The organism is Nocardia speluncae NBRC 108251, from assembly GCF_001613245.1.
In the GTDB taxonomy this organism is placed as follows: Bacteria; Actinomycetota; Actinomycetes; order Mycobacteriales; family Mycobacteriaceae; genus Nocardia; species Nocardia speluncae.
Window position 1 is genome coordinate 38,565 of the sequence record NZ_BDBZ01000019.1, and the last position, 13,746, is coordinate 52,310.

At 67.8% G+C, this 13,746-nt stretch carries 6 protein-coding genes and 1 tRNA gene; 5 read left to right on the forward strand and 2 right to left on the reverse strand.

The window, feature by feature from the left end:
- Positions 1-2: 2 nt before the first annotated feature.
- Positions 3-9,338 (reverse strand): type I polyketide synthase, encoded by a 9,336-nt coding sequence (locus tag NS6_RS18430; RefSeq protein ID WP_068043501.1) that lies wholly within the window; start codon positions 9,336-9,338, stop codon positions 3-5.
- 386 nt (positions 9,339-9,724) lie between these two features.
- Here NS6_RS18430 and NS6_RS18435 point away from each other — a divergent pair.
- The 5 genes from NS6_RS18435 (at position 9,725) to NS6_RS18455 (ending at position 12,699) form a co-directional block, all read left to right on the forward strand.
- Positions 9,725-9,806 (forward strand) — tRNA-Leu (locus NS6_RS18435).
- A gap of 174 nt (positions 9,807-9,980) precedes the next feature.
- Positions 9,981-10,403: a hypothetical protein gene (locus NS6_RS18440; protein ID WP_051132904.1), complete on the forward strand. Its 423-nt coding sequence runs from the start codon at positions 9,981-9,983 to the stop codon at positions 10,401-10,403.
- Positions 10,404-10,407: 4 nt separating this feature from the next.
- Positions 10,408-11,481 (forward strand): tyrosine-type recombinase/integrase, encoded by a 1,074-nt coding sequence (locus NS6_RS18445; protein WP_051132903.1) that lies wholly within the window; start codon positions 10,408-10,410, stop codon positions 11,479-11,481.
- A gap of 181 nt (positions 11,482-11,662) precedes the next feature.
- The gene (locus NS6_RS18450) at positions 11,663-12,016 is read left to right on the forward strand and encodes a hypothetical protein (RefSeq protein WP_040789294.1); all 354 of its coding nucleotides are present in this window, start codon (positions 11,663-11,665) and stop codon (positions 12,014-12,016) included.
- Positions 12,017-12,225: 209 nt separating this feature from the next.
- Positions 12,226-12,699 (forward strand): DUF488 domain-containing protein, encoded by a 474-nt coding sequence (locus NS6_RS18455; protein WP_040789292.1) that lies wholly within the window; start codon positions 12,226-12,228, stop codon positions 12,697-12,699.
- On the opposite strand, the gene NS6_RS18460 is transcribed toward NS6_RS18455, so the two are convergent.
- Positions 12,700-13,488, reverse strand: coding sequence for a DUF8757 domain-containing protein (locus NS6_RS18460; protein ID WP_040789290.1), 789 nt, complete (start codon positions 13,486-13,488; stop codon positions 12,700-12,702).
- Between the last annotated feature and the right edge of the window lie 258 nt (positions 13,489-13,746).

Below are 13,746 nucleotides of genomic sequence, written 5' to 3' on the forward strand. Positions count from 1 at the left end.
GCCTACGGTGTACCGGTCGCGGCGGCATCGGTATCGCCGCCGACGAATCGGCCGGTCTCGCAGCCGGCGCCGTCGACCTGGTAGATCCCGTCACCGAGCCGAGCGGTCTCGGACAGCAGCATCTCGGCTTCCAGGCCGCGGACCTGCGCCGCCGGGGTGCCATCGCCACCGAACCGCCGGTCGGCCGGCCGCTCGTATAGTGCGGCCCCGCCGCACATCGCCTCGACGATGCGCTGCCGGCCGGCCAGCTGCCGTTCCTGCGCCCGGCGCTGGTACTCGTCGCGCCGGGCCGGTTCGATCGCCTGGACGAACGCCTGCGGATGCACCACCGCGAGCAGACCGGAGACGTGCCCGAAGCCGAGCGAGGTCACCAGGCCGGCCTTGAGCGGGAACCGGTCACCGAACCGCAGCGCCTCGCGCAACCACACCAGATGCGAGTATTCGCGCATCTTGTCGTCCACACAGTCGAGGCTGCGGTTGGGTGGTACCACACCGTTTTCCAGCACCTGGCACAGGCCGATGAGCTGGAAGGCGGCGGCACCGCCCTTCGCATGCCCGGTGAGGCTCTTCTGCGAGACCACGAACAGCGGGGCGCCGTCGGAGCGGCCGATCGCCGCGGCCAGCCGCTCGTGCAGTTCGGATTCGTTCGGATCGTTGGCCGCGGTGGATGTGTCGTGCTTGGAGACCACCGCGATATCGTCCGGCCCGACTCCGAGTTTGCGCAGTTCCGCGGCGAAGCGGGATTCCCGCCCGCCCCGGCCCGCACCGAGCGCGCCGAGTCCGGGTGCCGGGATGGAGGTGTGCACGCCGTCGGCGAAGGACTGCGCGTAGGCCACCACACCGAGCACCGGCAGGCCCATTTCGAGCGCGATATCGCCGCGGGCCAGCAGCACGGTGCCGCCGCCCTGCGATTCCACGAACCCGCCGCGGCGCCGGTCGTTGGCGCGGGAGAAGTAGCGGTCGCTGATTCCCTTGGCGCTCATGGCCGCCGAGTCCGCGGTCGCGGACATATCGCCGAAGCCGACGATGCCCTCGATACCGAGATCGTCGAAACCACCGGCCACAACCACCTCGGCCTTGCCGAGCTTGATCTTGTCGACGCCCTCCTCGACCGACACCGCGGCCGTGGCGCACGCAGCCACCGGATGCACCATGGCGCCGTAGCTGCCCACATAGGACTGCACCACATGCGCCAGGGCCACGTTCGGCAGGGCTTCCTGCAGGATATCGTTCGGCCGCGATTCGCCGAGCAGATTGTCGACGTAGAGCGAGCGCATCGAGGACATACCGCCCATACCGGTGCCCTGGGTGTTGGCCACCAGGCTGGGATGCACCCAGCCCATCAGTTCGGACGGATCGAATCCGGACCCGACGAACGCATCGACCGTGCAGGCGATATTCCACAGCGCGACCCGGTCGATCGAGGACGCCATATCGGCGGAGATACCCCACACCGTGGGATCCCAGCCGGTCGGGATCTGGCCGCCGACGGTGCGCGAGAGTTTCGCGCGCCGCGGCACCCGGATCTCGGTGCCTGCCTTACGGGTCACCGTCCAGTCACCGGATTCGGCGATCGGGGTGATCACCGTATGCTCCGGCGCGGCCGCGTGGAATGCCCGCGCCTCGGCTTCGCTGCCGACGGTGAACGACAGGTCCTGATCGAGGAACACCGAGGTCATCAGCGGGCTGCTGTTGTCGACCATCGCAGCGTCGTCTTCGTACCGCCGGATCCCGCAGCGCTCGACGACCGCGTCGTGATAACGCTCGGCCAGTTCGGCTTCCGGGACATAATCACCGGATTCGCTGTCGTACCAGCCGGGTTTCGGGTCGTTCTCCCAGGTCACCATGCCGGTGGTCCAGGCCAGCTCCAGGACGCCGGCCGCCGACAGCTCGTCGGAGACCTCCATCTCGAAGCGGGTGCGGGCGGAACCGTAGGGGCCGAGCTCGCCGGCGCCGACGATCACGACCATATCGGTGAGCTCGGCAGTCACCGTGCCCCATTCGGGAACCGGCAGGGCCGAGGTCGAGGTCGGTGGGGCCGGCAGTGCGAGGATTCGCACGGCATCCGATTCCTCGGTCACCTCGCCCGCCTCGGCTTCCGCGGCCTCCTGTGCCTGCCGGGCGAGTTCGGGTAGATCGAGCTTCGCCTCGGCCAGCCCGCCGGTGAGGTCGATCTGCTGCGGACCCGATTCGGTCACCGAACGCGCCCGCGTGGTGGCCCATTTCAGCAGTTCATCGGCAATCTCGCCGGTCGACCAGGTCTGCACACCGGCCTTCTCCACGGCCTCGACCATCGGGTCGTTATGGCCCATCAGCCCGGTACCGCGGACCCACCCGATCAGCGCGTGCACCAGGGTGACCCGCGCCGCCCACGTCTTCTCGGCCCGCCATTTGGCGACCACGGCATCGAGCGCGGCCTTGGCCTCGCCGTAGGCACCGTCGCCGCCGAACAGGCCGCGGTTGGGCGAACCGGGCAGCACCACATGCAGTTTCGCGTCGACGTCGTGATCGGCGCCCAGCTTGGACAGCCCGCCGATCAGCCGCTCGACCGACCACAGCAGGACCCGCATCTCCATCTCGGCGCGCGCGCCGGCGTCGGAGAGGTCACCGGCCACCCGCGGCGCCGCGAACGGCAGCAACAGCGTCGGCGTGAACGCGTCCTTGGTCTTGACCTTCGCGCCACCGGCATTGTCGACCTGTTCGGTACCGATCCAGTCGATCAGCGCGTCGATATCGGTGTAGGAGGCCATATTCGCCGGAACCACCCACAGGGCGGCGCCCTGGCGGGCGTTCGCGCGGTAGAGGTCGCGGTAGAAAGCGAGCCGGTCGTCATCGAGGCGGGAGGTCGTGACGATCACGGTCGCGCCGCCGCCGAGCAGGCGCCCGGCCACCGCGGCGGCGATGGATCCCTTACTGGCGCCGGTGACCACGGCGATCTCGCCGGTCCACTCGCCGGCGTCGCCCTCCTCACGGGCCGCGGTGGCGATCCGCTCGTAGTGGCCGGCCAGCACCGAACGGGCCTCGTGCACGGCCCGCTGCCGCCACCAGTCGGCTTGCGCGGCAACGGCTTCGCCTGCGCCGAGGAAGCCGTCGACCGGCCGCTGCGCGGTTTCCGCGTCCTCCCCCAGCCACAACCGGGCCAGGTCTTCACGCGCCGTGGCCCACCGGTCGTCGATGAGCAGCGCCTTGCGGGCGTCGAAGGCCGGGGCGACCAGTCGCGGCCAGTCCGAGCCCAGTTCCGCCGAGACCAGATCGACCAGGCCGTCGTCGGTGGTTTCCACCGCGGAGACCTGCCCGTTCAGGCCGAGCTGCTCCAGGACCAGGCGCGCGGCCGAGGCCAGCACACCGTCCTTGCCGGTGATCTGTTCGGTGAACTCGCCGAGCGCGGCGGCGTCCACGGTGCCGCCGGCGGATCCACCGGCCGCGGGCAGCGCCACCGAGACCCCGCGGCGCGCCGCTACGGCTTGGACGGCGGCATCGACGGCGGCGTCCACGGACGCGCCGTCGGTGAGCGCCCCGGAAACGAGGCCACCCAGGTCTCCACCACGCACGCTGGCGCCTTCGCGGGTGCCCAGGGAAACCTCGGCGGTGATATGGCTGGCCCAGCCGTCACCGAGCTCCCAGACCTTCTTCACCCGTTCGGCGATCGCGGCCGGACGTTTCCCGGACGGTCCGAACACCTTGCGGAGGTGATCGTTGACGGCATCGCTGAGCACCGAGCCGAACGGCTTGTAGGTGCGGGCGAGCCGTTCCACGGTCGCGGAGAGGGCACCCATATCGGCGTCCGCGGCCCCGTCGATCGCGCCGAGCGACAGCTCGGAGCCCAGGTCGACCAGCAGCTGGTTGCGTCGTGAGGACACACCGTCGCACAGGCCCTCGATGGTGTCGACGGGCCCGATCTGGTCGAGGCGGAGCTTGGTCCACAGCGCGATCAGCACCCTGGTCGCATCCGCCGCGGTGAAGGCGATATCGTCCGGCCGCGGTCCACCGGTGGCCGCCGGAGCGGCAGGCGCGGCGGCCGGGGCAGCGGCCGCGGCGGGTGCCTCGGCGACCTCCTCGACCGGGTCTTCCGCGGGCGCCGGATCGGTATCGGTCGAGTACACGACCGCCGCCTCACGTTCGATATTGAGGACTTCCACAGTGGCGGTGGTGAAATCGGGCAGTTTCAGCGTCTGGCTCGCCAGGTTGGCCACCGTTGGGGTGGCACCCAGGCCGACCTCCACGAACCGCTCCACGCCGAGTTCACCGAACAGCAGATCCTGGGTTTCGATCCACCGCACCGGGCTGGCGAACTGCCAGGCCAGCAGTTCGATCAGTACCACGCGGCACAGTTCGCTCGGCCGCTGCGACCAGGAGTCGAAGTCCGCGAGCACAGCGACCAGCGGCTCCGACGGCACCAGATCGGCGATCTCGGCGATGAACTCGCGCTCCAGCGAGAACGGACGCGGCACGAGGTTCGGGATATACCGCCCGACCAGCACCTCCGGATGCAGTTCGGCCGGCAGCAACTGCTCGAGTTTGCCACGGAATTCCGGTACACCCTTGCGCAGCACGGTCGAATGGAACGGCACATCGATACCGGGAACCAGGATGAACGCGCGCTTACCGCCGAATTCTTCGCGGCGACGCTCGATCTCGGCCTCCAGGGCATCCAGACCGGCCACGGTGCCCGCGATGGCGTACTGCGAACCGCGCAGGTTCAGGTTCACCACCTCGAGGAATTCGCCGGCCGCCTCGCCGACACCGGTAACGAAACCGATCACCTCGTCGTCGGGAAGCCCGATCTGCGAGGGACGGATGGCCGCCATCCGGTAGTCGCTTCGCCCCTGCTCGTCCCGCGGCACCAGCTCGTGCATGGCCGAACCGCGCTGGAACACGACCTCGAGTACGGCTTCCAGTGGCAGCACTCCCGCGACCGCGGCGAGCGCGTTGTATTCACCGACCGAATGCCCGGCCAGCAGCGAACCCTCCACGAAGGCACCGGCTTCGCGGAGCTCCGCGACCTGCGCGACACCGAGGGTGGCCATCGCGACCTGGGTGAACTGGGTCAGGTGCAGCACACCGTCCGGGTGCCGATGTTCGACACCGCGCGCCTTCAGATAGGTCGGGTTGTCGCGAACTACCGCGAGAATGGAGAAGCCGAGCGCTTCCCGGGTGTGCTTGTCCGCGCGATCCCAGATCGCCTTGGCGGCCTTGGACCGGGTCCGGGCGTCCAGGCCCATCCCCTTGCGCTGAATGCCCTGGCCGGGGAACGCGTAGACGGTCTCGGGTGCAGCGGTGCGGCCGGTCCCGGTCATCACCAGATCCCCGCCGGCCCGGCAGGACACCTCGATGATCTCGGCGCCGCCGTCGACGGCGACCCGCTCGACCCGCACATCGATCTCGGCACCCGGTCGCACCATCCCGAGGAACCGGGTGGTCCAGGCGGTGAGTGTGCGCGCCGGCACCGAAGCCTGCGGATCCACCGCCGACACCGCGTGCTGGGCGGCGGCCGACAGCCACATACCGTGCACGATCGGGCTGCCCAGACCGGCCAGTTTCGCGGCCGCGTCACTGGTGTGGATCGGGTTGTGATCACCGGAGACCGCGGCGAACGCGGCCATACTGCGCGGAGCGACCATGGTCACGTCCCGGCGCCGGCGCCGCGGGGTCTCCCCGGCCTCGGCGCTCACGGTGCCCGCGGCCCGCGGCGGATCGGTCAGCTCACCCGCACCGCTACGGCCGCGGATGGCGAAACGTTCGGTGAGCCGGGCCAGCGGCACCACGTCCAGGCCCTGGTCACGCATCTCGCCGACGCTGACATTCACCTCGACCACGCGGCCGAGATCGGTATCGACCACGGTTCCGGAACCGGCGCGCACCACGAGAATGCTGGTGGCATCGGGGAGTTCGCGCAGCAGTTCGACCTGATGGTCCAGATGCACCAGGTCCAGCATGCCTTCGATCACGCTGGCATCGGATTCGGTACGGGACGCGCCCAGTACCGCGAACACCGCCGGCCAGCACGCACCGACCAGAACGTCGGGCACGGTGCGGCCCAGGGTGCTCAGGTTCGCCGGCAACCCGCCTCCGGTGACTCCGGCGTGGTCGGCGATCAGGTCCGGTGTCCAGGCCAGGTTGACGTGCGCGGTATTGCCCTTCACCTCGGGCAGCGTCTGCCCGGCGGCGACGGCCAGCAGGGCCGACATGGCGGCGTCGGCGTCGGTTTCGGACACCAGCGGCGTCCCGCCGTTGTACACCGATACCGGCACGGTGATCCGGATCCGGACACTGTGGCCGGCGGCGAGCGGAACGGACAGTTCCACATACGAATGTTCGGCCTCGGGTCCCTCGGTTTCCACGAGCGTGGCACCGGTCGGCGGATGCACCGCGCCCTTCTCGTCCACGGTCCACTCGTGCAGATCGCCCAGCCGGTGCACCGGGTTCACCGTCGTCCGGCCCGACCAGCTCATATCGGGCGTCGCGAGCACCACATCGATCGGCCCGCCGGTCACCGCGGCGACCCGGCGCGCATCGACGGCCGCCGGGACGACACCGTCCCGTACCAGCGCGTAGGCGGTGTCCTGCTCGAACCGGTCCAGCAGTTCGCCGACCGGCTCATCGACCCGGGTGATCCCGGCAACCGCGACGGTGCCCGGAATAACGCACACCTGATCGGCCGAATACCGCGGATCATGGGCCTGCCACAGCGAATCCGAACGCCACCAGCGCCGCACATCCTGGTCCACCACCGGCACGAAGTTCACCGGTTTACCGGGCGTCTTGCACAGCGCGATGAAGAACGGCACATCGGCCGGGTGCAGCAGTGTCTGCCGGGCCGCCGGATACTTCTCCGCCAGCCGCGCCGACGCGGCGGCCGGGTTCTCCAGATCCTCGTCACGGAACAGGGAATCGACCTCGCCGCGATCGGCCGGCGCGAGCCGGGCCTCGGCCCGCCGCAGCATCTCCGCGAACCGGTCGCGCCAGCTGATATCCAGCCACACCGAGCGGGTGGAGGCGGAGATCGCGTCCCCGAGATCACTTCCGCAATCGAAATCCGCGCGGCATCCTTGGCCGACCGCGAGCTCGACGTACCGCTCGAGCCAGGCGAGGTAGGTCATGGCCGGCACATCGCCGAAATACGGTTTCGCGGTCGCGTCCAGGGCGGCGATGATCTCCACGCGCCGCTGCGCCACCGCGTCCGCGTCACCGGCGACCTCGTCGAGCAACCGGCCGGTCCGCGACGCGGCATTGTCGATCTCGTGGATATCGGCGCCGAGCTGGCTGCGCCCCGAAGCCATACCGCCACTGGCGGTTCCGGCCCCGACCCAATCCGGGGTCCCGGGGGTGTCCACCAGCAGTTGCTTCACATCGGGCGCGGTGGTCGCCTCGAGAGTCGCCATGGCCGCGGTCCCCACCAGCACACCGTCCAGCGGCATCGCCGGATAGCCGTGTGCCGCCGACCAGGCGCCGGTCAGGTACTCGGTGGCACGCTCCGGGGTTCCGATACCACCGCCGACGCAGACCACGATGTTCTGGTGGGCGCGCAGTTCGGCGTAGGTCCCGAGCAGGAGGTCGTCGAGGTCCTCCCAGGAGTGGTGCCCGCCTGCCTTACCACCCTCGATATGCACGATCACCGGGTAGTCGGGCACCTCGCCGGCGATCCGCAGCACCGAACGGATCTGCGCGACGGTGCCCGGCTTGAACGCGACGTGGCTGATACCCACCTCGGTCAGTTCTTCGATCAGCGCGACGGCTTCCTCGAGCTCCGGGATACCGGCGGTCACGATCACACCGTCGAACGGAGCGCCCGCCGCGCGTGCCTTCTGAACCAGCCGCTTACCGCCCAGCTGCAGTTTCCACAGGTACGGGTCCAGGAACAGCGAGTTGAACTGCACCTGCCGGCCCGGGTGCAGCAGTTCCTTCAGTTCTTCGACGCGGTCGGCGAAGATCTGCTCGGTCACCTGACCGCCACCGGCCAGTTCGGCCCAGTGCCCGGCATTGGCGGCCGCCGCGACGATCTTCGCGTCCACGGTGGTCGGGGTCATACCGGCCAGCAGAATCGGCGAACGTCCGGTGAGCCGGGTGAACGCCGTCTCCACCACGATCCTGCCGTTCGGCAGCCGAACCGGCTTCGGCGCGAAGGCCGTCCACGGCTGCGCCACCTCCGGCGTCGCGCCCGGGGTGAGCAGGTTGCGCTGCCCGGCGCGGGTCGCGACCGCGACCATGCCCACACCACTGCCCTTGAGCGAACTACCGCTGACCCGCGACAGCAGATCGCCGGGCCCGAGGTCCAGAATCCACTCCGCGCCGGCGTCCACCATCTCGTCGACGGTCTCGACCCAGTCGACCGGTTCCACCAGGATGTCGCGTGCCATCTGCCCGGCCAGTTCGGTATCGAGCCCGCACTGCCCGGCCCAGCCGGCGACCAGATCGACGGTGTCGCCCAGCGCCGGATGGTGGAACGCCACATCCACGTGCAGATCCTCGAACACCGGCGCGAACACCGCGCCCCCGCGCTGTTTCGTGGCCCGCTCGCGGTCCTGTTCGGCGTTCAACTGCTCGCACCGCTGCCGCACCCGTTGCAGCGCTTCCGGGGTACCGGAGAGCACCACCCGGCGCCGCCCGTTACGGATCGACAGCACCGCCGCGGACAGCGGGTCGACCCCGGCGAACACGTCGTCGAGCACGGCCTGCAGCGCGTCGGGGTCGATATTGGATACCGCCACCATCGAGGAGCGCTCACCCACCGGCATCAGCCCGCGCCGGCGCGCGACCAGTCCCGCCGCCGCACCGACGAGCTGGGCGATGGCGAGCATCTCCGCGTCGCGCTGCCCGCAGGTCTTGACCGCGGTCGCGGCCAGCAGCCCCTGCGAATGGCCCACGATGGAGACCGGTGCGAACTCCGCTGGGTCCAGGCCCTGTAACCGGAGGGCGCGCAGCGCGGCGAGCTGGGTCAGCAGGACACCCGGCATGGATACCGCCGCCGAACGCAGTACCCGCTCCGACGGCGCGTCCGAAGCCTCGGTCTCGTCGTCGGCGAGGTCGTCCTCCAGCATCCAGGCCACCGGGTCGAATCCGACCGGGCGCACCGTGAGCAGCTGATCGGCGACCGGCGCCAGCAGCGTGGCGGCCTCGTTGACCAGAGCGGTCAGGTCGGGCTCCAGCGCTGCGTCGCGGGCGATTTCGGACAGTTCGCCCAGCCAGCTCGCCCCTTGCCCACCAAAGGCCAGGGCGTAGGGAGTGCCGGCACGCAATTGGTCCAGCAGCGGCGTGCGATTCGTCTCGGAGACAGTCCGGCCTGCGGTCGCGCTCGCCCGATATCCGGAACCGGACGCGGTGCTCTCGTTAATCGTCAAGACGCTTCGACTTTCTCTCGTGGCGACAGGTCTGCGGAGACTTCCCCGGCTCCCCGACCGTGCGCGGAAACCCACGCTCGACGGCCTGATATCAGCGAGGATTCCACAAAATCATGAGGGAACCCTCACGTTTGTCGGCCCGCGCGCCACTTACCCACCGGTATTAATGCACACCCGTACCAGAACACCCCCGAACATGACTCTCCCTCATATTTGAACCCGCAGGTGAGGGCGCGTCCTTACCGCAGCGAAACATGAGCACCCCTCATATTGGCAGTTACTCAATCGTTATAATTGCAGGTGGGGTTACCGGTCAGTACGAAACCCGCCCCGCGTCTTCGCGATCTCGCTCCCGCCCGGTAGAGTTTGGACGGTCGTACCATCACGCGCGAGTGGCGGAATTGGCAGACGCGCCAGATTTAGGTTCTGGTGTCCACGGACGTGGGGGTTCAAGTCCCCCCTCGCGCACAAATACCCAGCAAATTTGCTGGGTTTGCGTGCCGTGTGTTCGAGCGCACTCGAACACACGAAGGGACCAGGCAATATGCCTACTGACCTGCGGAAATTTCTGGCAGATTCGCCAACCATACCCGCCATCAGCTCCTCGGCGCCGCGATTCGGCAGCCACCGCCAGGAGGTTCGATGATCCCGGCACTCATCCCCCCACAGGCACCGCTGGACCAACTGGTCCACGGTTCCGCACCCGTCGCCCCAGCGCATCGTGTAGCCGACGGCGATGTCGTCTACGGCATCTGCACGGTGGGCGAAGCAGGCCGGATCCTCGACCATCACCTCTTCGCTGCTCTCGGCTGGGCCCCGGGCACACGCCTGCATATAGACGTCACCGACGATGCACTGCTCGTCGGGCAGCTCCTGGACGGGCCGGTCCACGTCACCCCTGGCGGCTTCTTCCGGGTTCCGTTCCGCCAGCGACGCCGTGTCCACTTGTTCGTCGGCGACCGGGTACTGCTGATCGGCCGCCGCAGCAGCGGACGCCTTCTCGTGCATCCTCCCGCGACGTTGGAGAACCTGCTCGGTGCCCGCATCGAACTCCTGGGCAGGTGACCCGATGACATCAACCCACCAGTCCACAACTCCCCCGGCCGACACCCTCGCTGCGGCCAGGCTGTTGCTCACCCAGATGGGTCTCTCCCCCGCGGATCTGCTCACGCCTACCGTTGCGGCACCTACCTTCGCCGAGATCGTCCCTGCGGTGCGCGCAACCCTGCGCCCCGGCACCCGCCGCACCTACGGCACACACCTCGACAGACTCGAACAGTGCTGGGGTGATCGCCGACTCGACCAAGTGACCAAACCCGACTTCGACCAGCTGGCCGAATCTGTCCGCACGACCGTACGGGTCAACCGGGCCTCCCGCGGCGGCGCCAGCGCGGTCGAACACTTCATCTCCACCGTCCGCTGCGTCTACCGCCACGCCGAGGAGAAAGGCTGGATCCGTCCCGCCGACAACCCCGCACGCACCCTCACTCGCCCCACCCGCCGCAAATCACACCGCTACGCAATCCCTACCCACCAACTCGCCGATATCTGCCGTATCGCCGCCACGACCGGCAACGACCAAGAACTCGACTCGTTGCTGCTGCGGCTGCATATCGAAACCGCCTGCCGCCGCAGCGGCGCGCTGGGACTGCGCCCCCACGACCTCGACACCACCCAATGCCTGATCTACCTCCGCGAGAAGGACGGAACCGACCGCTGGCAACCGGTCTCCCCCACCCTGATGGCCCATCTCACCGCCCACGCCCAGAACCGCCACAGCCCGCAATCGGAGCAACTACTGCGTTACCGCAACGGCAAACCGATCACGCACCGCCGCTACGACCACCTCTGGAACCGCATCGGCGAACACCTGCCCTGGGTCCTCACCCAGGGAGTCAGCACCCACTGGCTCCGCCACACCACCCTCACCTGGGTCGAACGCACGTTCAGCTACGCGATCGCCAAGGAATACGCCGGACACTCCAGCAAAAAGGCAGGCACTACCGCCACCTATGTCAAGGCCAACCTTCATGAAGTCGCTGCCGCCTTGTCCGTCTTGACGAACGAACCACACCCCCTGATACATGCAGAAGAGAGCTCGCAGCCGAATAGAGCGACATCGAATCGCAGGAGCCTGCCCTGACCGAGCCGGATCCGCCACTTTCCGGCGGAAAGAACGAAAAGCGCTGATGTACAGCAGTTTTCACCAGAATGTATTGAGCGCCTCGGCCGACGACATATAGCGTCGGGCCCGGCAGATCTAATGCGCCCCGGCCGGTGGGCTAACACCGGGCCGGGGCAGACACGGAGAGAGGACCTCCGCCATGCAAAGTGTAATCATCTCGGTCGGAGCCGAGGTGGAAGTCGAAGCACCCTACAACCCACGCTTCCATGATGCGGCCGACGAACTCGGTGGAACGCTCACGCCGGACTCAGACGTGTGGCGGTTCGCCCGCAGCGACGAGGACCATGTCCGCCGGCTGTGCAGTGAGATCTTCGGCCACGACACCTCAGCGACGCCTACACGTGTCCAGCCACGCGAGGTTACCGAACTACCGGAAGCGGAGACGGTCAGCGCTCACCAACGACGGGCGAATTTGCTCGACCGGCTCAATTCCCTCCTCGACGAGGTGGCCGATGTACATACTGCCCTGCAGGGCCTGACCAAGCACACCTGATCGAGAAAATCGCTCCGTTGCCCGATATGGCGAGCACTTGCTCGCCATATCGGGCGACGAAGCATCGTGAGCGGCTCGGCGAAAGCTCAGGACGTCCAGGACATGCACCGCCGCGCGTTGCCCGTCCTTCTGGACTGTCGTCACGGTTGCATCGCGTCACCGGGGGTTATTGCAATCCCGCCGACGCCGGTGTTGCACGATAGGGAGCCATGGAAGCCGCTGACAGCAACGCTGTGCACGACACCCCCGAGGGAACCCTGGTGAGCATCGGTTACGAGGGGAAAACCGTCGATGATCTCGTTGCTCAACTGCTCGACGAGGACGTCCGTGTCCTCGTCGACGTGCGCCTCACCCCGCTCAGCCGTAAACCCGGATTGTCGAAGACCAAGCTGTCGGAGGCCCTCGCCGCAGCGGGCATCGGCTATGTCCATCACCGAGCGCTCGGCAATCCGAAAGACAATCGTGCCGGCTTCCGCGCAGGTGATCCGGCCTCCCGCACCCGGTATAGGAAGGTCCTCGACAGCGCTGCGGCGCATGACGCGCTGGCCCACGTCTGTGAACTTCTCGACGACGGCGCGGTGGCGCTGCTCTGCTTCGAGCACAACCACGCCGAGTGTCACCGGAACATCGTCGTGCACCGACTTCTCGAGGCTCGACCGAACGCGGCCGTAGTCCACATCTAGTCAGAACAAGGTGTTCTCGATCTTCGGACGCCAGACACCGAGGACGGAGAAGGCGCGGCGACGACGATTCTGGTTACCGACGTAGAAGTGCACATCGTTGTCCGCCGACAGCATCTCGTCGCGCCATTTCTTCAGCATGGCTTCCCTGGCGCCGGTATCCCCGTAGTCGCGCAACCATTTTCTGCCGCTCTGCCCGGCCTCCCAGTCGAGAACCTTTTGCTTGTGTCCGGGGCACTTCGGGCTTTCGCAGCGGTATTTGTACCGGACCGCGAACGGCGCGGGCTGAAGAGGCTCGAGCGAGCTGCCGAACAAGTCCGGCGCCGAGGCTCTGTCGATCTTCGCCTGCTCGGCCGGGGTCCACGAGTCGCCATCGACGACCGCAGTCTCGATATCGACAGGTTTGATCAGCCCCAGCGACGGTGATGGGATACCCATACCGCCCACCGGATTCCGGTCGAGGAGTTCACACATCGTGGTCCCGCCGACAAGGCTGCCGAGGTTCATACGCCGCCGCTGCCAATTCCTGCTCGTGTCCAGCAGCTCAACGCGCACCAACTCGTCCTGACGCGGCCGGAAAGACTCCGGCCGGTTGTCTTTCACCTGGTGATACGTACCATTCACTCGAATGATCTCGTACTTCCTGAACTGACTGTCGAAGTCCGCGTTGCGGAACTTCACCGGGTACAGGCGGATCCACTCCGGACGGCCTCGATCGAGTCGAACGCCGGCGACACATACCGTCTCGCCGTAGCTGTCGCTCGGATTGGGATAGGTCTTGACGGTGACCATGACAGCCGCCGTCTCCTCCCCAGGCCGCGGCGGCCTCATACCTGGGGAATCGGCACCGTCTACCCGGCCACTTCCTCCCATACAACCAGGAAAACACACAGTGCATCAGCACCGAGGCAAATCGACAACAGTTGTCGCCCAGGGTGTCTCACGATTGCACCGTCGGTGACAGTCGTAACCGACAATGGCGAGGCAACCAGCTTCGAGGTGTTCTCCAACGACTGCGGAACGACGACCAGGGGCTGGGAATCGTGGTGT